The 22,344-nt window shown below is 62.1% G+C and carries 17 protein-coding genes; 6 read left to right on the top strand and 11 right to left on the bottom strand.

Annotated features, from left to right (window positions below):
- Positions 1 to 30: 30 nt before the first annotated feature.
- From APH42_RS15055 to APH42_RS15035, 5 genes are all read right to left on the bottom strand, one after another.
- Positions 31 to 5,427 carry a dermonecrotic toxin domain-containing protein gene (locus APH42_RS15055; RefSeq protein ID WP_156352770.1) on the bottom strand — a complete coding sequence of 1,799 codons (5,397 nt, stop codon included), beginning with the start codon at positions 5,425 to 5,427 and terminating at the stop codon, positions 31 to 33.
- 181 nt (positions 5,428 to 5,608) lie between these two features.
- The gene (locus APH42_RS15050; protein WP_060493644.1) at positions 5,609 to 6,244 is read right to left on the bottom strand and encodes a TetR/AcrR family transcriptional regulator; all 636 of its coding nucleotides are present in this window, start codon (positions 6,242 to 6,244) and stop codon (positions 5,609 to 5,611) included.
- Entirely contained in the window at positions 6,244 to 7,821 is a 1,578-nt protein-coding gene (gshA, locus tag APH42_RS15045; RefSeq protein ID WP_171577235.1) for a glutamate--cysteine ligase, read from the bottom strand. Before gshA ends, APH42_RS15050 begins: the two co-directional genes overlap by 1 nt.
- A gap of 153 nt (positions 7,822 to 7,974) precedes the next feature.
- The gene (locus tag APH42_RS15040; protein ID WP_060493643.1) at positions 7,975 to 8,358 is read right to left on the bottom strand and encodes a PaaI family thioesterase; all 384 of its coding nucleotides are present in this window, start codon (positions 8,356 to 8,358) and stop codon (positions 7,975 to 7,977) included.
- Positions 8,358 to 10,682 (bottom strand): Tex family protein, encoded by a 2,325-nt coding sequence (locus APH42_RS15035; protein WP_060493642.1) that lies wholly within the window; start codon positions 10,680 to 10,682, stop codon positions 8,358 to 8,360. The genes APH42_RS15040 and APH42_RS15035 overlap by 1 nt, the downstream gene beginning before the upstream one ends.
- Positions 10,683 to 10,899: 217 nt before the next feature.
- Between APH42_RS15035 and ompR the strand changes: the two genes are divergently transcribed.
- On the top strand, positions 10,900 to 11,640 hold the full coding sequence (gene ompR, locus APH42_RS15030) for a two-component system response regulator OmpR (protein WP_012270052.1): 741 nt from the start codon (positions 10,900 to 10,902) through the stop codon (positions 11,638 to 11,640).
- A 13-nt stretch (positions 11,641 to 11,653) separates the two neighbouring features.
- Positions 11,654 to 12,967, top strand: coding sequence for an ATP-binding protein (locus APH42_RS15025; protein WP_012270053.1), 1,314 nt, complete (start codon positions 11,654 to 11,656; stop codon positions 12,965 to 12,967).
- A gap of 31 nt (positions 12,968 to 12,998) precedes the next feature.
- Here APH42_RS15025 and rimK read toward each other — a convergent pair whose 3' ends face one another.
- Both rimK and APH42_RS15015 read right to left on the bottom strand, forming a co-directional pair.
- The gene (gene rimK / locus APH42_RS15020) at positions 12,999 to 13,904 is read right to left on the bottom strand and encodes a 30S ribosomal protein S6--L-glutamate ligase (protein WP_008099005.1); all 906 of its coding nucleotides are present in this window, start codon (positions 13,902 to 13,904) and stop codon (positions 12,999 to 13,001) included.
- Positions 13,901 to 14,383, bottom strand: a complete 483-nt coding sequence (locus APH42_RS15015) for an ATP-dependent zinc protease (protein WP_041166351.1) — start codon at positions 14,381 to 14,383, stop codon at positions 13,901 to 13,903. The genes rimK and APH42_RS15015 overlap by 4 nt, the downstream gene beginning before the upstream one ends.
- Positions 14,384 to 14,492: 109 nt before the next feature.
- On the opposite strand from APH42_RS15015, the gene APH42_RS15010 reads away from it, so the two are divergent.
- On the top strand, positions 14,493 to 14,894 hold the full coding sequence (locus APH42_RS15010; RefSeq protein WP_060493641.1) for an RNA-binding S4 domain-containing protein: 402 nt from the start codon (positions 14,493 to 14,495) through the stop codon (positions 14,892 to 14,894).
- Positions 14,895 to 14,996: 102 nt separating this feature from the next.
- Here APH42_RS15010 and APH42_RS15005 read toward each other — a convergent pair whose 3' ends face one another.
- Complete coding sequence (locus tag APH42_RS15005; RefSeq protein WP_060493640.1) at positions 14,997 to 15,791, bottom strand: phosphatase PAP2 family protein; 795 nt, start codon at positions 15,789 to 15,791, stop codon at positions 14,997 to 14,999.
- 119 nt (positions 15,792 to 15,910) lie between these two features.
- Between APH42_RS15005 and hslO the strand changes: the two genes are divergently transcribed.
- From hslO to APH42_RS14990, 3 genes are all read left to right on the top strand, one after another.
- A complete protein-coding gene (gene hslO / locus APH42_RS15000; protein ID WP_060493639.1) occupies positions 15,911 to 16,810 on the top strand; it encodes an Hsp33 family molecular chaperone HslO in 900 nt (299 codons plus the stop codon).
- A gap of 179 nt (positions 16,811 to 16,989) precedes the next feature.
- Positions 16,990 to 18,531 (top strand): phosphoenolpyruvate carboxykinase, encoded by a 1,542-nt coding sequence (locus tag APH42_RS14995; RefSeq protein WP_012270058.1) that lies wholly within the window; start codon positions 16,990 to 16,992, stop codon positions 18,529 to 18,531.
- A gap of 153 nt (positions 18,532 to 18,684) precedes the next feature.
- On the top strand, positions 18,685 to 19,125 hold the full coding sequence (locus APH42_RS14990; protein ID WP_012270059.1) for a thioesterase family protein: 441 nt from the start codon (positions 18,685 to 18,687) through the stop codon (positions 19,123 to 19,125).
- 55 nt (positions 19,126 to 19,180) lie between these two features.
- On the opposite strand, the gene APH42_RS14985 is transcribed toward APH42_RS14990, so the two are convergent.
- The 3 genes from APH42_RS14985 to APH42_RS29865 form a co-directional block, all read right to left on the bottom strand.
- A complete protein-coding gene (locus APH42_RS14985) occupies positions 19,181 to 19,660 on the bottom strand; it encodes a glycine zipper domain-containing protein (protein ID WP_012270060.1) in 480 nt (159 codons plus the stop codon).
- A gap of 196 nt (positions 19,661 to 19,856) precedes the next feature.
- Positions 19,857 to 22,202 carry an FdhF/YdeP family oxidoreductase gene (locus tag APH42_RS14980; RefSeq protein ID WP_060493638.1) on the bottom strand — a complete coding sequence of 782 codons (2,346 nt, stop codon included), beginning with the start codon at positions 22,200 to 22,202 and terminating at the stop codon, positions 19,857 to 19,859.
- Between the two features lie 5 nt (positions 22,203 to 22,207).
- The coding region (locus APH42_RS29865; RefSeq protein WP_177336854.1) for a formate dehydrogenase accessory sulfurtransferase FdhD at positions 22,208 to 22,344 on the bottom strand (137 nt) is incomplete at its 5' end.

The following is a 22,344-nucleotide window of genomic DNA, read 5'->3' as shown; positions in this document are numbered from 1 at the left end:
CTGTTTTGCAGCTCTGGGGGTGATGTATTGTCAGCTGGCCGGCCGCAGGTTGCCGAATAGCCTGTTGGCTTGTGCCTCGCTCATGCTGCCACGCCACGCGCCTTCCCCGATGTCGCGTTCACTGGCCAGTTTCAGGTGACCTGCTTCAAGCCGAGTGAAGCCTTGTGCCGGTTGCTGGCGGAAGTGAAAGTGCGCGTACCACAATGGCTGCTGGGTACCCAGGTCATTGATGCGGTACTCCTCCAGGTATTCGACAGGGTTGCCCTTGCGGTCCGTCTTCGGCTTCAGTGTGCGTGACCAAACGATTTCCACTTCATTCTGTTCAAGCAGGTCTTCCAGATAGCCCACGGTGGGTTTGCCGGTTGCTTTGGTCTGGGCCGTTCGTAGCTGGCGACCAAATGCTTGTACCTGCTGGGCGGTCGTTTCCAGCCTATGCGTCAGCGCGGTTTGCTCTGGGTTGAGCGTGCCACCTGCTTTCTGCCGAATCCTGTCGGCGATGAAACGCAGTTGCTGTGCATGGCCTTGAGCGATGTCCTCCAGGTCGACGGGCACTGCTTGAGGTGTCTGGTACTGGCGCAACCGGGTTTGTTGCCTCGGGATATCGTCCAGCCGGGCAGTAGCGGTTTCCACAAGGCTCGACATCGTCTCGGTGGGGGCCGCACGCTCGGGCGTGGATAACAGCCATTCTCCCGCCTCGTTCCTGGCATAAACCGTATGAGGTTGATCCGAGTTGGGGTGGTTGATGCGCATGCGTGTCTGCCCCCGTTCGACGTACTCGTTGCCGATAAGCGGCCCCTCGGCGGTTTCGAACAGGCGTGGACGGCTTGGACCGCGAGCGGGCTGTACCGCAGGGCGCTGCCGGTTTGCAGTGACGCTATTGAGACTATCCTCAATATCGCTGACAAGCTGGCGCATCAACTGGCGCAACGAGCGTGTTTCGTTGGTCGACAGCAAGTCCTGGAACGTGTCTTGCCATGCGGTTACATGGCCAATAAAGCGCGTATAGCGGCCTTGCACGCTGGCCAGGAAGGTGCGCTCCTGAGCTCGGCTAAGGCCGGCCCTTTGTAGTTGAAGATGGCTGAAAAGCGTGCTGCGCAAGGCTGCCCCCTGTTCGTTGAAGTGCGCCATGAATGCCGCCATTTGTGGGTGTTCAACGGCGTTTGCGGTGAACAGTGTCGACGACAGGATGGACGCTCGAACGAGCCGGGTATTGGCTACATCGAGGGTCAGGCCCGTGCCTGTGACTTTTGCCAGGTAATCGGTCAGTGCTTTGCCCTGCAATTGGTTGCACCTGGCATGATGACGAATGGCCAGGCGCTCCACCTCCTGCAGCGTTTCGATCATTTCCTGGTTCGCCCGCAGCGAGTCCTGCGTGGCGCGCCTCACCACATGGGTGGGTACCGAGGGCAGTGGCAGGGCCTGGATGGCACTGGTTGCACGCATTGACTGTTGCGTGGCCAAGGTGAAGCGGTCGGCCACCAGATGCATATCGAGTACGCTCATCTCACTGATGTTGGCCTCGCACAGTGAGGTGAACCGGGTGTAGTCCGATCTGCTCAGCGTCGAGCGCTGCTCCTTGAGGCGAGCAAGGCTGCGCGCATTGAACTCGATGTTCTGCATCAACTCATCGCTCAGCTGCTGGCGTGCATTGGCGATTACTGCCTGCTGAGCGTCGCTCAGTGCCCCCCCTTCGGCCACTACTCGCTTGGCCGAGCGGTAGGCCTCATGTTTTGCGCGCATGCGTGTGACGATGCGTTTCAGTTCGTCGTTGATGTCGTGTGCCAGCGCCATGCCGGTCAACTGCTGGGGTTGGCGGCGAAGCAGCACACGCCAGTAGGCAACACCATTCTCGTAAAGGGTGGTAAGTACGCCGCCGCCGCCCGCTAGGCCATTGTCGACCAGCAAGCCGCTCAGCCTGCCTGGTGTCCCCCAAACGCCCTGCTCACTCAGGCGCACGGGTTGCCGATAGGTACGAAGACCCTGTGGCTTGAGCCTCCAGGTGAAGTAAGCGGGGTCCCAGGTCACTGCATACCAGGCGTTGTTGCGGGAAATATAGCGTTGTCCTGTGGCCACATGCTCGAACACGCCAGCACCCTGCGGCAGTGTGGAACGCACCATTGGGCCAGCAGGCAATCCTGCTTCATAACCGGTGAACGGGCTAGGAGGCGCCTTGCGAGTACTGGTAATTGGCCGCAGCGGATCAAGGCGCTGGCGTCGCTGGGTAAGCAGACGCGCTGCAGTTGCAGGGTTGCGTTGGCTGGCTGCCAACGGCGCGAGCGTGAGGATGGCGTCGGTCAGCGATTGCAGCAGGCTGACCAGGTGTTGGATGCCTGTCTCCAGGTTGCCCTTGGCAAAAGCCGTGATCGCAGCATTCGCCGTGTGCCAGCCATCGTACAGCGCCAAGGCCGTGCCTGCGCCGGGCAACAGGCCAAGCACGAGCCTCAGCCCCAGGAAGAAGTAACGATCGAAAACGTCGGGCGCTGCAAGCACCATGTCGGCCTGGCTGCGCGACGTCGCGCGGTGGCTGCGGATGAGGTCGCCCATGTCCTGACGGCACTCATGCGTGGGCAAGGTTTCCGAGCGCGACGCGCCCATCTCTATGAACACCCGGAAGCCCTGTTGCAGCGCAGTGTTGATGTAACTTTCATGATGGTCTGGGTTGCCGGACTGGGCCTGGGTTGCGAGGTAGCGGGCCATCTTCGGGTCCAGCGCCATGCGCTGTAACGCCTCGCACGCTGCGCTGGTGCTGGCATGCTGGCTAACGACACTGCCATTGGGCGCGCCAGGCATGTACAACAGCACTGGGCCATTGGCGTCTGTTATGACATGTATGGCCGACAACCCCACACTGTCGCTGGAGCCGTCTGCTGCGGTTCCTGGCCTAAGCACCAGGGACAGGTATTGAACCGTTCTGGCAGAAACAGCATTGACCTGTTCGCGGCAGAAGGTTTCCAGCAGTCGCTGCCCATCAGCATCGAGGCTGGCCGGTTTGCACAGTGCCAACAAGCGCAGCCGATACGCGTAGGGAGCACGAAGCGTTTCGTGGCGCCACTCAACTTGCCAAGGGGTTTCTTGCTCGAAGCCCAGGTATGCATTGACGATGCGGTTTTCATAGCTGCCGGCGGCGTCTAGCCGGGTGATCAGCTCGGCAATGTAAGCGGGCGTGAGTGCTTGCTGCAGCGTCGGGTGGGTGGCCGGATCGAGCGTGATGATTGCATTATCCAGCAAGAGCCGTCGCTCATCGTCAAGCGCCACGAGGATGAAAGATTCAAGGCTGACATCACTGCGCGCCTCGCTGAACACTGGCACGTCGCGTGAACCTGCGCCGCCCGCTGCGGATTGGCCGGTCACTTGCTTTTTTACCGTGACACTGTTGGCAATGTTCAGGGTTATGTTCGGCATGGTCTGGAGGCCGAACTCATTGCACACGTGGTGTTCCAGCATGTGCCATGTGAACTGCTGGCGCGATGGCAGGCTTACTTTCAGCAGTTCACCCGCGGCGCGGACGGCGTCTTGGTATGCGCTCACCTGGGCAATCAATTCGGTGAGCTCATCGGCACCAAGGTGCTGCAGTGGCATGAGAAGTGTCTGGACACGGCTGCTGCGGTTCAGCTCAGCGAACCGCTCCAAGGCGATGGCCCTGGCCTGGTTCTCACTCATGCACAGCCGCTGCCGGGCTTGCTCTCGTGATGTGTTCGCGGGTAGTGACTCGACGATGGTTTGCACGCAGTGCTGCATGAAGTGCGCGGGAATGGGCGTTTGATCGAGTGTGACTGCGGGCGCATTGGAGAGTGCCTCTAGCAGTTGCACCGCATCCGCTGCGTGCACCGAGTCCAGTATCGCGTCTGGCCAGGCGCCGCACAGCGTTGCCAGCAGGTGTCTGGTGAGCGTGGCTTCATCCTCGAAAGCCATCAGGCCACCCTGTTGACCGGGGCGGTATAGCAGCAGTGAATAGTCCAAGGTGTCGTCAGTGTCCCCGACGGCTGCGCGGAATGTCATGTAGCCAGATAGCGCCCAGCTACGATCACCGGTGCCCAGCATGAGGGTGCTGGCTTGCACAGGGCGCTGGAGGCTTGGCCTGGGTCTGTCAACGAGCGCTTCCACCCAGCCCAGGTGGGTGGCTGAAAGCTCACCCATGGCGTGCTGCAAGCATGCCTCCAGCAGCAAGCCCTGAGATAGTTCATGGCTGATTCGCGCTATGCGAGTCTGTTCCTCATGAGGCGCTTGCCAGTCATCGGCAGCGACTTGGTCGGGAAGCTCCAGCAGGAAGAGGTTCAGCGAATCCTGAAGCTTAACCAACTGCTCCAGTTGCTCTCGCAGCCAGGTAACTTCCACCGAGGAGGGCTCTGTATCGTCTCCCAGATACTGCTCTAGCAGTGCTTCCTGGCGCTCGATGCGCTGCCGCCGCCAGCTTGTCGGCAGGTACTGCTCAAGGCTGTCAAAATGCAGCTCTTCGTTCGCCAGTGCGGCATCGGCAGCGATCAGGTCGTCAATGGTGTTGTCGGTCGTGGCGTCGAGGGAATCTGAAATGATCGAACCTCGCTGTGCTTCCCAATCCTGCAGGTCACTCCAATCCAGGGGCTGAGTTGCAGGCTCTTTGCTGGCCTTGAATAAAAAATGGTCGGAAATTGCCTGGATGCGCAGCAGGTGCTCATCCAATAACACGCTGAAGCCATCGTTCGCGATCGGTGAGACGATGACGTTTTCGTTCGAGCCCGTGGTGATCGAATACCTCGGATCTGACCAGAACCAGAAATGGTTCTGATGCACCCAGTTGCGCAGGCTTTGCTGATTGTCGAACGTCAGTAGCGGGGTTTGCGCGCCCGGCCTGTACATCAGCCAGCGTGAACCTTTCGGCTGAGGTGCAATCAGCAATGCCGCCGTGCTGGTAAGGCTCGCGCCATTAGGAAGCTGGCAGTCCAGTTGAGCATATTGCAAGTCAGGCTGATGGCCTTGTTGCCAGTTATCGATGTCCAGTTTGCCGGTGCCAAACGCCATATCCAGGTTGCTCTTAAAGTGTTGGCGCAGCAGGTTGCTTGCATGTTTTTGGCGCGAGAGGGTTGTACCCGGCATCCGGCCGTTCCAGTAGTCATGGGTGGCTTGAAAGTGGGCTGCATTCACTACAGGGCCGAGTTCGCTGAGCCAGTCACTGCCAGCCCATTTCGTTTGCGCCTGTGAGTCGTCCAACCCCCATGTGGTCCACGTCGTATAGGCGGTGGCGAATAGTGGGCTGGCCAGCAGGCGTGCGGCAAAAGTCATCAGGGTGACCTGGCTGTCGCCGTCTTGCAGCCCGCAGGTGTAGGGGTCGATGCCGAGGTGAGCGTGTAGCGTGGCTTGCAGTGTTTGTTTCACGGTGGGGGCACCGTTCAACAGGTTGCGTAATGCAGTGGCGGCACGACGCTGCGCGGGTCTGGCTGCCTCCAGCATGTTGCCTCTGCCGGCTAGCTGGCGGTCGAAGGTGTCTGTGTCTGTCAGGGGTAATGCTTTGACGTAATCGGTTTGCGAACTGCTGGCTGTGGGCATGAGCAATGGTCTCTTTGAGGGGGCGCGCTAGCGCAAGCCTCATTGAAACGATCACTTGGTTGTGCTGGGTGGTAGATGTTTAGGGTCAGGCGCCATTGCGCTTGGGCAGGAAGGGGGGCAGGTAGAGTGACAGGTAGGCTTCGAACACGCGCATGCCTTCTTCCGCCATGCGCGGCGTGATCTGTTCGAACAGCTGCATTGAGCGAGCGTAGACACGGTCGCTCAGCTCCATGGCCAGCGCGAACACATCCACATCGCCCGGCATCGCCGGCAGCTGGAAATGCCGGTCGAACAGGCTGTGCATCAGTTCGCCCAGTTCCATATCGTGCTGGCGGTCAGCCTGCACCACTTCACTCAGCCCGTGCTGGGCGAGGATCAACTGGCGTGCAGCAGCATCTTCGTTGTAGATGGCGAGCATGCGTTGCTCGATCAGCCGCGACAGTTGGTGCCAGGTCGTGAAGGCAAGGCTGTCGATGGGGGCACTCAAGGCCTCGCGAAACGCACGGTGTACGTCGGCCGTCAGTGCTTCCAGCAACGCAGGTACGCTGGCGAAGAAGTGATACACCGACGACGGTGGAATCTGTGCCCGCTCGGCAACGCTGTAGATGGACAGTGCCGCTACCCCTTGTTCGGCCAGCAGCTCGCGCGCAGCCGCCAGGATCGCTTCGATCCTGGCTTGGCTGCTGGCGCGCGGTTTGCGTGGGGTGGCGGTGCGGTTCATCAGTTGCTGATTGCCAGGATGCTGGCCTGGTAAGCACCGACGAACAGGTCAAAGTCGCCGACTTCGTCTTGCTCCAGCTCTGATTGCCTGGCAAGCGACTCGCGGGCCAGCGTTTCGAATGCCTGCTGCTTTTCGCTGCTCAGCGGTTGCTCGCGGAATGTTTCGGCGTGGATACGGCTTTGGCGCAGCGAGAACTGGACGAAACTTTCGTCATGTTCGGTCATGCGTGCCAGCACCTGGGCCGATGGGGTCAGCGAGGTATCGTCGACCTTGGCCTGCTGGGCATCCAGGGCTTTGGCGTGGGCTTCGCCACCTTGGGCCTGGTCGAGCAGGTCGGCCAACTGGCGGATACGCTCGATCAGCTCGCTGGCCCAGTCTTTCAGGCCGATAGGCTGGCCATCGCGGTGCAGCTCGAGCCCCGGACGACGGCCTTCCTTGACCACGGTCAAGAAGTTGTCGGTGCACTGGCCGCACTCGCCGTTGTCCAGCTGCGGGCTTTCTTCCAGGGCGCAGAACAGCAGGAACGCATCGAGGAAGCGCGCTTCGGTCAGGTCGATGCCCACGGGCAGGAACGGGTTGATGTCCAGGCAACGCACCTCTACATACTGCACGCCCCGCGAGGTCAGGGCCTGGATCGGCCGTTCGCCGGTGTAGGTGACGCGCTTGGGGCGAATGTTCGAGTAGTACTCGTTTTCGATCTGCAGGATGTTGGTGTTCAGCTGCACCCACTCGCCGTCCACATGCGTGCCGACTTCAACGTAAGGCGGGTAGGGCGTGCCCACTGCTTTGCGCAGGCTGTCGGTGTAGCTGGCCAGGTTGTTGTAACACGGCGTAAGGCCGGCCTGGGCGTTGCTCTGGTAGCCCAGGTCGCTCATGCGCAGGCTGGTGGCGTAGGGCAGGAACAGGGTCTCGGCGTCCAGCTCTTCGAGCTGGTGCGGGCGGCCACGCAAAAAGCCTTTGTCCAGGGCCGGCGAGGCGCCGAACAGGTACATCAGCAGCCAGCTGTAGCGGCGGAAGTTGCGGATCAGCGCGATGTAGGCCGACGACTGGTAGTCGCGGTCGTCTTCAGTGCTGCCTTCGGCTTCGCGCAGCAGGGGCCAAAGCGCCTCGGGCAGCGAGAAGTTGTAATGGATACCGGCAATGCACTGCATGGTGCGGCCGTAGCGAAGGGCCAGGCCCTTGCGGTAGACGTGCTTGAGCTTGCCGATGTTCGAGGTGCCGTACTCGGCGATCGGGATGTCCTCCTCGGCCGGTAGCGTGCACGGCATCGACGGGCTCCACAGGTATTCGTCGCCCAGCTTGCTGTAGACGAAACGGTGGGTCTCTTCGAGGCTTTCGAGCACCTTGGCCGGGTCGGGCAGGGCTGGGGTGATGAACTCCAGCAGCGACTCGGAATAATCGGTGGTGATCTGCTCGTTGGTCAGCGCCGATCCCAGTGCGTCTGGATGCGGGGTCTGGGCCAGGCGACCTTCGTCGGTCACGCGCAGGCATTCGCGCTCAATGCCGTGCAGGCACTGCTTGAGCAGGGGGAGATTGGCGCCGAGCAGGCTCAGGCGGCGGTTGAGGAGGTCGCTCAAGATGTATTCCTTCACGCGTCAGTCGCCCCAATATGGGGGTAGAGATAACGGTCTACAAGGGTAGGAAGAAAGGAACTGGCGTTGTCGCCTGGTTTACGCGGATCCAGCAGTGCCAGCGCACTGCTGAAAATACCGCAGATACGGCTTGGTGAGCTAGAGAACCGCGAAGGTTCCTTGCGCTTTTGCCACCAGCTTGTCGCCCTGGACTACGTCAGCGTCGACCACCAGGGTGCGCCGCCCGGCGTGCAGTACACGGGCGGTACACAGCACGTCACCGTCGCTGACGGCGCGCATGTAGTTGATCTTGCACTCGATGGTGACGCTTTGCTGGTCAAAGCCATGGCTGGCCGAGCAGGCCAGGCCCATGGCGATGTCCACCAGGCTGAAGATGGCCCCGCCGTGCAGCTTCTGGCCACGGTTGCGCAAATGCGGCTCGAGGGCCAGGGCCACCTCGGCAACACCGGTATCCAGGCGTTGCAGGCGGCAGCCCAGCAGTTGGCTGAAGGCGCTTTCGACGTATTCGCGCGGTACGTCCATCACTTCTTCTTCAACTGCTTGGCGTTGGCGAACAGGGAGGCCATGGCATTGTTGGCCGGTGCGGCAGTGGTGGTTTCACGCTGGCGCGGGGCCTGCTGCTGGCGGTTGCCGCCATTGCCACGATTGCCGCCACGGTTGCCTTCGACCTTTTCGCCGGGGGTGTCGCTCATGCGCATGGACAGGCCGACGCGCTTGCGCGGGATATCCACTTCCATGACTTTGACCTTGACCACATCGCCGGCCTTGACCGCTTCACGCGGGTCTTTGATGAACTTCTCCGACAGTGCCGAGATGTGTACCAGGCCGTCCTGGTGCACACCGATGTCGACGAAGGCGCCGAAGTTGGTGACGTTGGTCACCACGCCTTCCAGGATCATGCCGGGTTCGAGGTCCTTGAGGTCTTCGACGCCGTCCTGGAAGGTGGCGGTCTTGAACTCGGGGCGTGGGTCGCGACCAGGCTTGTCCAGCTCTTGCAGGATGTCGGTGACGGTCGGCAGGCCGAAGGACTCGTCGGTGAACTTCTTCGGGTCCAAACGCTTGAGGAAGCTGCTGTCGCCAATCAGCGAGCGAATGTCGCGCTCGGTGTCGGCGGCGATGCGCTGCACCAGCGGGTAGGCCTCAGGGTGCACCGCAGAGGCGTCCAGCGGGTTGTCGCCGTTCATCACACGCAGGAAGCCGGCGGCTTGCTCGAATGTTTTTTCACCCAGGCGGCTGACCTTTTTCAGCGCTGCACGGGTGGCGAAGGGGCCGTTGGCATCGCGGTGGGCAACGATGTTCTGTGCCAGCGTGGCGTTGAGGCCGGAGATACGGGTCAGCAGCGCCACCGAGGCGGTGTTCACGTCCACACCCACGGCGTTCACGCAGTCCTCGACCACGGCGTCCAGGCCACGCGCCAGTTTCAGCTGGGACACGTCGTGCTGGTACTGGCCGACACCGATGGATTTCGGGTCGATTTTCACCAGCTCGGCCAGCGGGTCCTGCAGGCGGCGAGCAATCGACACGGCACCACGGATCGACACGTCCAGGTCCGGGAACTCGCGGGCGGCCAGTTCCGAGGCCGAATACACCGACGCGCCGGCTTCGGAGACCATGATCTTGGTGATTTTCAGTGCTGGGTATTTTTTAACCAGCTCGGCCACCAGCTTGTCGCTTTCACGGCTGGCGGTGCCGTTGCCGATGGCGATCAGCTCCACCGAGTGCTTGGCGCACAGTGCAGCCATGATGGAAAGGGTGCGGTCCCAGTCGTTCTTCGGCGCGTGCGGGTAGACCGTGGTGTAGTCCAGCAGCTTGCCGGTGGCATCGACCACGGCGATCTTGCAGCCTGTGCGCAGGCCCGGGTCGAAGCCCAGGGTAGCACGTGGGCCAGCCGGGGCGGCCAGCAGCAGGTCGTGCAGGTTGTGGGCGAACACGTTGATCGCTTCGCCTTCGGCGTTGTCCCGCAGCTCGCCGAACAGGTCGGTTTCCAGGTGGGTATACAGCTTGACCTTCCAGGTCCAGCGCACCACTTCGCCCAGCCATTTGTCGGCCGGGCGGCCGCGGTTTTCGATGCCGACGTGGCTGCCGATCATCAGTTCGCATGGGTGCAGGGTACCGGGCAGCTCTTCGCCGACCTTGAGCGATGCGCTCAAAACACCTTCATTGCGCCCGCGGAAGATGGCCAGCGCACGGTGCGACGGCGCAGTGCGCAGCAGTTCGTCGTGGGCGAAGTAATCGCGGAACTTGGCGCCTTCTTCTTCCTTGCCGGCCACCAGGCGGGCGCTGAGCACGGCTTCCTGCTTGAGGAAACTGCGCAGCTTGTCGAGCAGGGCGGCGTCTTCGGCAAAGCGCTCCATCAGGATGTACTTGGCGCCTTCCAGTGCCGCCTTGACGTCGGCCACGCCCTTTTCGGCGTCGACGAAGCGTGCGGCTTCGCTTTCCGGTGCCAGGGTGGGGTCGTTGAACAGGCCGTCGGCCAGCTCGCCAAGGCCGGCTTCCAGGGCGATCTGGCCCTTGGTGCGACGCTTCTGCTTGTACGGCAGGTACAGGTCTTCGAGGCGCGTCTTGGTGTCGGCCAGCTTGATCTCGCGGGCCAGTTCCGGGGTCAGTTTGCCCTGCTCCTCGATGCTGGACAGGATGCTGGCGCGGCGCTCGTCGAGTTCGCGCAGGTAGCGCAGGCGTTCTTCCAGATGGCGCAACTGGGTATCGTCCAGGCTACCGGTCACTTCCTTGCGGTAACGGGCGATGAAGGGCACGGTCGAGCCTTCGTCCAACAGGCCCACGGCCGCCTCGACCTGCTGGGGGCGTACGCCCAGTTCCTCGGCGATACGGCTGTTGATGCTGTCCATGTAAACCACCTGACATTTGTGAATACGGGGGTCGCCTGTGGGCTTTTCGCCCGGCGGCGCTGGATGAAAGGCGCGCATTATACCCATCGCAAACGCCTTGCGGTGATGGCGCCCGGCCAGCCGGAACTGGCGCCGGGGGAAAAATCTGCTAACAATGCTCACGCAACGTGCAGCAATGGCTACGCCATAATGCGCGGCGAAATCAGAGGAGTTATTCATGACCGGCACGCCAAACACCGCTGAAGGTGACAAGATTCTCATCGTCGACGACGATCCGGGGCTGAGCAGCCTGCTGGAACGTTTCTTCACCAGCAAGGGCTACCGTGCCCGCGCGGTGCCCAACACCGAGCAGATGGACCGTCTGTTGCAGCGCGAAGTGTTCAACCTGGTGGTACTCGACCTGATGCTGCCAGGTGAGGATGGCCTGTCTGCGTGCAAGCGCCTGCGCCAGCAGAACAACCAGATCCCGATCATCATGCTGACCGCCAAGGGCGATGAGCTCAGCCGCATCAAAGGCCTGGAACTGGGTGCCGACGACTACCTGGGCAAACCCTTCAACCCGGACGAACTGATGGCGCGGGTCAAGGCTGTGCTGCGTCGCCAGGCGCCCAGCGTACCGGGTGCGCCGGGCAGCGAAGACGAGTCGGTCACCTTCGGCGACTACGAGCTTTCGCTGGCCACCCGCGAACTCAAGCGTGGCGACGAAGTGCACATGCTCACCACCGGTGAATTCGCCGTACTCAAGGCCCTGGTGATGCACGCCCGCGAGCCGTTGACCCGCGACAAGCTGATGAACCTGGCCCGTGGCCGTGAGTGGGATGCACTGGAGCGCTCCATCGACGTGCAGATCTCGCGCCTGCGCCGCATGATCGAACCGGACCCGTCCAAGCCGCGTTACATCCAGACCGTATGGGGCGTGGGCTACGTGTTCGTACCGGACGGAAACGCCGGTAAATGATGCCGCGCCCTTCATGAAAACACCGGTCTGGTTTCCGCAAAGCTTCTTCGCCCGCACCCTGTGGCTGGTGTTGATCGTCGTCCTGTTCTCCAAGGCGCTGACCCTGGTCTACCTGCTGATGAACGAGGACGTGCTGGTCGACCGTCAGTACAGCCACGGGGTGGCGCTGACCTTGCGCGCCTATTGGGCCGCCGACGAAGAAAACCGCGACAAGATCGCCGAGGCGGCAGGCCTTATCCGCGTGACCGGCTCGGGCGTGCCCGAAGGGGAGCAGCACTGGCCCTACAGCGAAATCTACCAACGGCAGATGCAGGCCGAACTGGGTGACGACACCGAAGTTCGGCTGCGCATTCACGCGCCGCCAGCGTTGTGGGTCAACGCGCCAAGCCTTGGGCCTGGTTGGCTGAAAGTGCCGCTGTACCCGCACCCGTTGCGTGGGCAGAAAATCTGGAACGTGCTGGGCTGGTTCCTGGCCATCGGCCTGTTGTCTACCGCTTCGGCGTGGATTTTCGTGCGCCAGCTGAACCAGCCGCTCAAGCGCCTGGTGTTTGCCGCTCGCCAGCTTGGCCAGGGGCGCAGTGTGCGCCTGCCGATCAGCGATACGCCCAGCGAGATGACCGAGGTGTACAAGGCCTTCAACCAGATGGCCGAGGATGTCGAGCAGGCCGGGCGCGAGCGCGAGCTGATGTTGGCTGGGGTTTCCCATGACCTGCGCACACCGCTGACACGTCTGCGGCTGTCGTTGTCACTGCTGAACAGCGACAGCGATTTGAGTGACGACATGGTCCGCGATATCGAGGACATGGACGCGATTCTCGATCAGTTCCTGGCGTTTATCCGCGATGGCCGTGACGAACCGGTGGAAGAGGTCGACCTGGCTGACCTGGTACGCGAGGTGGTGGCGCCGTACAACCAGCCACAAGAGCGCGTGCGCCTGTGCCTGGAGCCGATTCCACCGTTCCCGCTGCGCCGGGTTTCGCTCAAGCGCATGTTGGGCAACCTTATCGGCAACGCCTTGCACCATGCTGGCAAGGGGGTCGAGGTGGCGGCCTATGTGTCGGGTGACGAAAGTGCGCCGTACGTGGTGCTGAGCGTGCTGGACCGCGGCACCGGGATCGACGAGTCGGAGTTGGAAACCATCTTCAACCCGTTCATTCGAGGTGACCGGGCGCGGGGTGGCAAGGGCACAGGCCTGGGGCTGGCGATCGTCAAACGGATCGCGGCGCAGCATGGCGGGAATGTGGAATTGCGTAACCGGTCTGGTGGCGGGATCGAAGCGCGGGTCAGGCTGCCATTGGGGCTGCTGCTACCGCGTAATGCCGTGTGATTGCTGGGGCCGCAAAGCGGCCCCAAAAATCTCAGCCTTTGCCCTTGGTCCGGGTCTGATTCGGCCCGCCATTCTTCTCCAGGTGTTCGATGATCATCCCGGCCACGTTCTTGCCGGTGGTCACTTCAATGCCTTCCAGCCCCGGCGACGAGTTCACCTCCATCACCAGCGGCCCATGGTTGGAGCGCAGGATATCCACGCCCGCCACGCTCAGCCCCATCACCTTGGCCGCGCGAATCGCGGTAATCCGCTCTTCAGGGGTTATCTTGATCAGGCTGGCAACGCCACCACGGTGCAGGTTGGAGCGAAACTCGCCCGGCTTGGCCTGACGCTTCATCGAGGCAATCACCTTGTCGCCCACTACGAAGCAGCGAATGTCGGCGCCACCGGCCTCTTTGATGTACTCCTGAACCATGATGTTCTGTTTGAGGCCCATGAACGCTTCGATCACTGACTCGGCCGCCTGGGTGGTTTCGCACAGCACCACGCCGATGCCTTGAGTGCCTTCCAGCACCTTGATCACCAAAGGGGCACCGTTGACCATCTGGATCAGGTCGGGGATGTCGTCCGGCGAGTGGGCGAAGCCTGTGATCGGCAGGCCGATGCCGCGCCGCGACAACAACTGCAACGAGCGCAGCTTGTCGCGTGAGCGGGCAATGGCCACCGACTCGTTGAGTGGGTACACGCCCATCATTTCGAACTGGCGCAGTACTGCGCAGCCGTAGAAGGTAACCGAAGCACCGATGCGCGGGATCACCGCATCGAAGCCTTCCAGCGGCTTGCCGCGATAGTGGATCTGCGGCTTGTGGCTGGCAATGTTCATGTAGGCCCGCAGGGTATCGATCACCACCATTTCGTGGCCACGCTGGATACCGGCTTCGACCAGGCGGCGGGTGGAATACAGACGCGGATTGCGCGACAGCACAGCGATCTTCATGCAGCACCTGTGACAGGGGAAAGGGTGGCCGGGAAGGCCGGTTTGTCTTGTACGTATTTCAGGCCGGGGTTGACCACCAATTGGCCGTGTATGAGGGCCTTGGAACCAAGCAACAGGCGGTAGCGCATATTCTTGCGGCAGGCCAGGGTGAACTCCACCTCCCACACACCATCGCCCAGCGCCAGTGACGTGCGGATGACATAGCGGGTCTGGGCCTGGCCGTTGGAGCTTTTGATGGTTTTCATGGTGACCAGCGGCGCCTCGCAGCGGCGGTGACGCAGTTGCACCACCGAGCCCAGGTGCGCGGTGAAACGGACCCAGGGCTGGCCATCGCGCTCGAACGGTTCCACCTCTGTGGCGTGCAGGCTGGAGGTGCTGGCACCGGTGTCGATCTTGGCGCGCAGCCCGGCCACGCCGAGGTCAGGCAAGGCGACCCACTCGCGCAGGCCGATCACAGTCAAATGGTCAAATGTCTTCACGAAGCACACCCTGCGAATGAGGTGGTGAACTGTAAGCACGGCGGGGACTTTTTGCATCCGTATGTGAAGGTAGTACAGTTCGATGAAAGACAGAATCCGAGGTAACGGGATGGCACAAAAAGCCGAAGACGACGATAAGGTTCGTCTGGACAAATGGCTGTGGGCGGCGCGCTTTTACAAGACGCGAGCGCTGGCCAAGGCCGCGATCGAAAGCGGCAAGGTGCATTGCCGGGGCGAGCGATGCAAGCCGGGCAAAGAACCGCGGGTGGGCGACGAGTTCGTGCTGCGCACCGGGTTCGATGAACGTACTGTGGTGGTGAAAGCGTTGTCGGTGGTGCGGCGTGGGGCGCCAGAGGCGCAGACGCTGTACGAGGAAACCGAAGAAAGTGTGCGTCGCCGTGAGCAGGCGGCCGACCTGCGTAAGGCGGGGGCGATGGGGGTGACTACCGATGGCCGACCGACCAAAAAGCAGCGGCGGCAGATTCACCAGTTGCATGGGAGCTTTGAATAGCCGGGGCCGCTTTGCGGCCCATCGCGACACAATGGACCTGCGCACACCATTCGACGTGGAAGCGGCCTTGTGTCGCGATGGGCTGCGCAGCAGCCCCAGGGTTTAGCGGACTACCGCCAACTTGCCGACCAACGGTAACTTGGCCGCGATCGTGAACAGTGGCGCCGTCCAACGCATCAGCGCCTCGCTGCCCTTGGCCGCCAGCGGCGTGTAATAGCTCCAGCCCAACGCCAGCACCGCCATCAGTAAACCTCCAATGTAGTCATCCTGCCCCCAGTGAGCGCCCGCTACCAGGCGCGGCAGCATGAACAGCAGCGCCAGCCCCCAGACCACCAGGTACTGCACCAGGCGGCGGCAGAACACGCTCATGAACAGCGCCCAGATCAGCAACACCGAGGCGTGATCGCCCGGGAAGCTCTTGCTGGAACGGTCCTTGAGCTCCCAGGCCTTCTCCAGGTTGGGGTAGTAGTCACTGAGGTGCACGACGTCGTCGAAGATCATCGACGGGCTCTTGTGTTGCCAGCCGGCTGCATCCACCCACTTGGAAAACAGTGCGCGAATCACCACTAAGAGGAGTAGCGTGACCAGAAAGCCGAAAAATGCCTGGCGAACTTGCGCTGCCTTGAACACCCAGTCACCACGGATGAGCACTGTCAGCAGGATCAGGCCGACGACGATGTCGAACGGGCGCAGGCTGCCGACGGTCCAGATGTAGCGCCAAGTGGTGTTGTCGGCCAGCGGCGCATTCAGGCTGTGAAACAGCCACTCGTCGAAAGTCAGGCACAGGATCTGGCCAATGGGCCATAACCAGAAACACAGTAGAGCGATGGGAAGCAGCGTACAGGCTGCCAATGGCCCCAAAGACCACCTTGCTTGGAACAGTGGTCGATTGTCCATAAAATACCTCTATTGCAAACAGGAATCGGAGCGCCTTGTGAGCGCTCTGTCACGGGTTCTCGCAGGTTTCCGATAACCCTTGTAACCATTTTGTCATCATTTTTAGATAGCCAAAACCTATGAGCGATTTGCCTGATACCGATTTCACCCAACGTTTCATCTTCGACGAGCGCGATGTGCGCGGCGAGTGGGTGTCTCTGGATGACAGCTACGCCGCAGTATTGGCGCGCCATGAGTACCCACAGCCGGTCAAGGCATTGCTCGGCGAACTGATGGCCGCCACCGCCTTGCTGGTCGGCGCGATGAAGTTCGATGGCTTGCTGATTTTGCAGGCGCGCTCGGCAGGGCCGATTCCGCTGCTGATGGTGGAATGCTCCGGTGACCGCGAAATTCGCGGCATGGCCCGCTACGAAGCAGAGCAGATCCCGGCGGATGCCAGCCTGTCGCAACTGATGCCCGACGGCCACCTGACCCTGACCATCGACCCGGTCAAGGGCCAGCGCTACCAGGGTACCGTCGACCTCGATGGCGCCAACCTGTCGGAATGCTTCACCAACTACTTCATTCAGTCGCAGCAGTTGAATACGCGCTTCTGGCTCAATGCCGAAGGCGGCAAGGCCCGTGGCTTGTTGCTGCAGCAGCTGCCGCGTGATCGCCAGCCGGATGATGAAGAGCGTGAGGACAGCTGGCAGCACGTGGTGGCCCTGGCCAAGACCCTCAAGCCCGAAGAGTGGGCCGAAGGCAACGAAACCCTGTTGCACCGCCTGTACCACGAAGATGCCGTGCGCCTGTTCGATATCCAGCCGCTGCGCTTCAATTGCAGCTGTTCGCGCGAGCGCTCCGGCAATGCGTTGGTCAGCCTGGGCGAGCACGATGCCAAGGCGCTGGTAGAAGAGTGCGGTGGGACGGTGGAGATCGATTGCCAGTTCTGCAACGAGCGCTATTTCTTCGATGCCAGCGATGTAGCGCAACTGTTTGCTGGTGGCGGCACTGACGTGGCCTCAGAAACTCGCCACTGAAACGGTTAATCACAGGACAATCTCCTGTCGAATTGCGCAAAAGCGCAGTTCTGACAGGAGGGGCCTACTTTTTTTGGGCGTTTCTGGCATAATCCGGCCACTTTTTTCGCTGTAGTAGTTTTTTCAAGACAACTACAAAACGTTTGGAGCACTCGGCCTCGGGCCGGATGGGGTATCTCATGACGCAAGCCAACAACACCGTGTACACCGACCTGAGCGTCGATGAGCTGGTAAAAGAAGCGCTGCAACGCGGTGAAGGCGTACTAGCCGATACTGGCGCACTGGTCGTAGAGACCGGTCACCGTACTGGCCGTTCGCCGGCTGACCGTTTCATCGTCGAAGAACCTTCCACCCAGGACGCCATTTCCTGGGGCCCGATCAACCGCAAGTTCCCGGCCGACAAGTTCGATGCCCTGTGGGCTCGCGTCGAGGCGTTCAACAACGCCCAGGATCACTTCGTTTCCTATGTTCACGTAGGGGCGGCTGCCGAGCACTACCTGCCAGTGAAGATGACCACCCAGACTGCCTGGCAGAACCTGTTCGGCCGTTGCCTGTTCATCAACCCGGAGCAGTTCAACCCGGCTGGCCGCGACCAGTGGCAGGTCCTGAACGTCGCCAACTTCGTCTGCGAGCCTGAGCGTGACGGCACCAACTCCGACGGTTGCGTGATCATCAACTTCGCCCAGAAGAAGGTGCTGATCGCTGGCATGCGTTACGCCGGTGAAATGAAGAAAGCCATGTTCTCGGTGCAGAACTTCCTGCTGCCGGCTGCCGACGTGCTGCCAATGCACTGCGCGGCCAACATCGGTGAAGAAGGTGATGTGACCCTGTTCTTCGGCCTGTCCGGCACCGGCAAGACCACCCTGTCTGCCGACGAAAGCCGTTACCTGATCGGTGACGACGAGCACGGTTGGGGCGAAGGCGTTGTCTTCAACATGGAAGGTGGCTGCTACGCCAAGTGCATCGACCTGTCCGAGAAGAACGAGCCGGTCATCTGGAAAGCCATCAAGCACGGCGCGGTGCTGGAAAACGTCGTGCTCGACGCCAACAAGCACGCCGACTACACCGATGTCAGCCTGACCCAGAACAGCCGTGCGGCCTACCCGCTGGAGCACGTTGCCAAGCGCTCCGAAGCGAACCTGGGCGGCGAGCCTAACGCAGTCATCTTCCTGACCTGCGACCTGACCGGTGTACTGCCTCCGGTTTCGATCCTGAACAACGAGCAGGCGGCCTACCACTTCCTGTCCGGCTATACCGCGTTGGTCGGTTCCACCGAAATGGGTTCGGGCGGCGGCATCAAGTCGACCTTCTCCACCTGCTTCGGCGCACCGTTCTTCCCGCGCCCGGCTGGCGAGTACGCCGAGCTGCTGATCAAGCGCATCAACGGCTTCAACTCCAAGGTTTACCTGGTCAACACCGGCTGGACCGGTGGTGGCTACGGCGTTGGCAAGCGCTTCAGCATCCCGACCACCCGTGCCGTGATCGCTGCGATCCAGAGCGGCGCGCTGGTCGGTGCCGAAACCGAGCACCTGGACATCATCAACCTGGACGTGCCGAAGGCTGTTCCGGGCGTTGAAACCGAGCTGCTCAACCCGCGCACCAACTGGGCTGACAAAGCTGCCTACGACGAGGCCGCCAAAGGCCTGGCCAAGCTGTTCATCGAAAACTTCAAGAAGTTCGAAGTTTCCGACGCCATCAAGGCCGCTGGTCCACAGCTGTAAGCTGAGCCAGCCGCAACGAGAAAGCCGCCCCCAGGGGCGGCTTTTTTGTTCCTGCAAATCAGCAAGGCCGCTCCCACAGGGGAGCGCAGGCAGCGCAAACCTGGATTTTCTGATTCACTGTCAGCATCAATTGCGAAGACAAGAGCCAGACAGATGACCGAATCCCCTCAGCGCACTGCCTTCTCCCACTTCCACACCGTCCTCACCCGCCCTTCGGACAACGACATCAACGGCCATATCGCCGGGGCTACCGTGCATGGCTTTTTCGAAACCGCCATCCAGGCATTTTTCGTCGAACAGGCCGAACTGGACCTGCGTGACGGCGAACTGGCGGCCTTCGTGGTCAGTTCGGCGGCGGACTTCTACGCACTACCGGGCTTCCCGGACGTGCTGGAGGTGGGGTTGGGAGTGACGCGCCTGGCGGGCAGCACGGTGGAGTACCGCTTGGCGCTTTACCGTCCAGGCGAATCAGAGGCGTGTGCGGCGGGCACGGTGGTGCAGGTGTTCATCGAGCGTGCCAGTGGCCGGCCTGTGGCACTGCCAGAGGCGCTTCAGGCGATCCTGTCCGGCCTTGTACTGGAGCCACAGGCATAAAAAAGCCCCGCCACAAGGGGCGGGGCTTTTGCTGCCGGGGCGAGGCCCTCAGGCATCAGTCGCGCCAGTGGCGCTTGTGCTTGCGGTGGCCGTAATGGTGGCCACGGTCGTAGTGGCGACGGTCGTCGTAGCCGCGACGGTAGCGGCGATCGTCATGACGCTCGTCTTCGTCGGCCTTGTTGCCCATGTAGTTACCCAGTGCGCCACCGGCACCACCGCCGGCTGCCGCGCCAATGTAGCTACCGGTGGTGCCGCCCACCGAGCGACCTACCACGTTACCGCCTGCCGCGCCCAGTGCGCCGCCGATAGCGGCCTCACCGCGCTGGCGCTTGTCCGCGCCCAGGGCACCGCCTGCCGCGCCGCCCAGGCCGGCACCAATGGCGCCGCCGGTGCTACCGCCGATGGAGTTGCCCACCACTGAGCCCAGTACCCCACCCAATGCGCCGCCAATGCCGGCCTCGGTGGTGCCGCCTGCCATGGCAACGCCGCTGAGCAAGCTGAAAGACAACAACAGAATCGAGGAGTACTTCTTCATCAAGAGAGCCTCATAGGGATGACGAGGCGAATTTGAGGCTAAGCGGCCTGGCTGGCAACGGAAATCCGACGAGTAACACGAGTTGTACACAATTCTCTAAGTTACTGTATTTGCTGTGAAACTTTATCGATTTTCGGCTGTCTGAGACCTTTATGACAAAGCCCTGAACCCCAACGGAACAGGGCTTTTTTCGTTTTTACAGGATGCGCCCGTCGTCCCGCGCGCGCTCCAGTTTGATCGCGATGAACTTCGATGTCGGTGTGTGGCTGCCATCGCCAATGCTCTCCAGCGGCACCAGCGGGTTCACCTCGGGGTAATACGCCGCCGCCTGCCCGGCCGGGATGTCGAAAGGCAGCAAGGTAAAGCCTTGCACCCGGCGCACATGTTCATCTCCCCACAGCGAAACGATGTCGACTTTCTGCCCTGGCTGGAAGCCTAGGCGGATGATGTCGGCTTCGTTGGCGAACAGCACCTCACGTTGGCCGCGCACGCCCCGGTAGCGGTCGTCCAGGCCGTAGATGGTGGTGTTGTACTGATCGTGCGAGCGCATGGACTGCATGATCAGGTCCGGCAGTTGGCCACTGGCGCGCACGCGCTCATCGAGTAGCGAATCCGGCAGCAGGTTGGCCTTGAAGTTGGCGCGACCGGTGCTGGTCTTCCATTCGCGACTGGCGGCGCTGTTACCCAGGTAGAAGCCACCTGGGTGTTGCAGGCGCTGGTTGAAACCGCTGAAGCCGGCGATGGTATCGCCGATCAGATCGCGGATTCGGTCGTAGTCAGCCACCAGCCAGTGCCAGTCCACCGGTTGCTTGCCCAGGGTGGCGGCGGCGATGCCGGCAACGACTGCCGGTTCCGAGCGCATTTGCGTCGACAGCGGCTTCAGCTGGCCGTTGGAGGCGTGCACCATGCTGAACGAGTCCTCCACTGTCACCGCTTGTGGCCCGTCGGCCTGCAGGTCGATGTCGGTACGGCCCAGGCACGGCAGGATCAGCGCCTGCTTGCCGTGGACCAGATGGCTGCGGTTGAGCTTGGTGCTGATGTGCACGGTCAGCTCGCAGTTGCGCAATGCCTGGGCGGTGCGCTCGGTGTCTGGCGTGGCTTGGGCGAAGTTGCCACCCAGGCCGATGAATACTTTGGCGCGGCCGTCGAGCATGGCGTGGATGGCTTCGACGGTGTTGTGGCCATTGTGCCGGGGCACGGGGAAGCCAAAGCGCTTTTCGAGGGCGTCAAGCAGGGCCACCGGCGGGCGCTCGTTGATGCCCATGGTACGGTCACCCTGCACGTTGCTGTGGCCGCGCACCGGGCACAGGCCGGCGCCTGGCGCGCCGATGTTGCCGCGCAGCATCTGCAGGTTGACGATTTCCTGGATGGTCGGCACTGAATGGCGGTGCTGGGTGATGCCCATTGCCCAACACATGATCACCCGCTTGCCACGGCAGTACATGCGCGCGGCCAGCTCGATGTCGGCCAGGGTCAGGCCGGACTGCGCCTGGATGTGTTCCCACGGCGTGGCATCCACCACTGCCAGGTACTCGTCGACGCCATGGCCATGCTCGGCAATGAAGGCATGGTCGAACACGGCCGGCTCGCCTTTGGCCTGGGCTTCGCGTTCCCATTGCAGGACGAACTTGGCCATGCCGCGCAGCATCGCCATGTCGCCGCCCAGCGCCGGGCGGAAGAACGCGGTGTTGGTTGGCCGGTCACTGTTGGTCAGCATCTCCAGCGGGTTCTGCGGGTGCTGGAAGCGCTCCAGGCCACGTTCCTTGAGCGGGTTTACGCACACCACCTGGGCGCCACGTTTCACCGCATCACGCAGCGGGTCGAGCATGCGAGGGTGGTTGGTACCGGGGTTCTGGCCCCAGACAAAGATCGCATCGGCATGCTCGAAGTCGTCGAAGGTGACGGTGCCCTTGCCAACCCCGACGCTTTGCCCCAGGGCCACGCCGCTGGCCTCGTGGCACATGTTCGAGCAGTCGGGGAAGTTGTTGGTGCCGTAAGCGCGCACGAACAGTTGGTACAGGTACGCCGCTTCGTTGCTGGCGCGCCCCGAGGTATAGAATTCGGCCTGGTCCGGGTTGGCCAGCTTGTTCAGCTCGCGGGCGATCAGGGCGAATGCGGCCTCCCAGCGGATAGGCAGGTAGCGGTCGCTGGGTGCGTCGTAGACCATCGGCTCGGTCAGGCGCCCCTGGTATTCCAGCCAGTAATCGCTCTGCTGCAGCAACGAGGTGACACTGTAACGGGCGAAGAAGGCCGCATCGACACGGCGCTTGGTCGCCTCCCAGTTCACCGCCTTGGCGCCGTTCTCGCAGAACTTGACCATGCCGTTTTCCGGCGAGTCGCCCCAGGCGCAGCCGGGGCAGTCGAAACCGCCGTTCTGGTTGGTTTTGAGCAGGGCGCGAATGTTCTTCAGTGCGTTATCGCTGCCGACCCAGGCCTTGGCCACGCTGCGCAGTGCGCCCCAGCCACCGGCGGGGCCGTGGTAGGGCTTGTAGCGAGGGGTAGAGGCTGGGGCGTTGTCCGGAAGGTGCTGGTACGAGGTCACGGCTGTTACGACTCCGCCGCTGGGCTGTAGACCCGCGGTGCGCTGTGCTTGGGCAAATGGATGAGGTTGAGGTTGTGCTTGCGTGCCCATTGCAGGGCAAGGCCAGTGGGCGCCGACAGGCTGACCAGGGTCTGGATACCGG

Origin of the sequence: Pseudomonas sp. NBRC 111140 (assembly GCF_001320885.1) — a bacterium.
GTDB lineage: Bacteria > Pseudomonadota > Gammaproteobacteria > Pseudomonadales > Pseudomonadaceae > Aquipseudomonas > Aquipseudomonas putida_P.
Note: the sequence above shows the minus strand (reverse complement) of the source record. Positions and strands in the feature narration are given on the sequence as shown.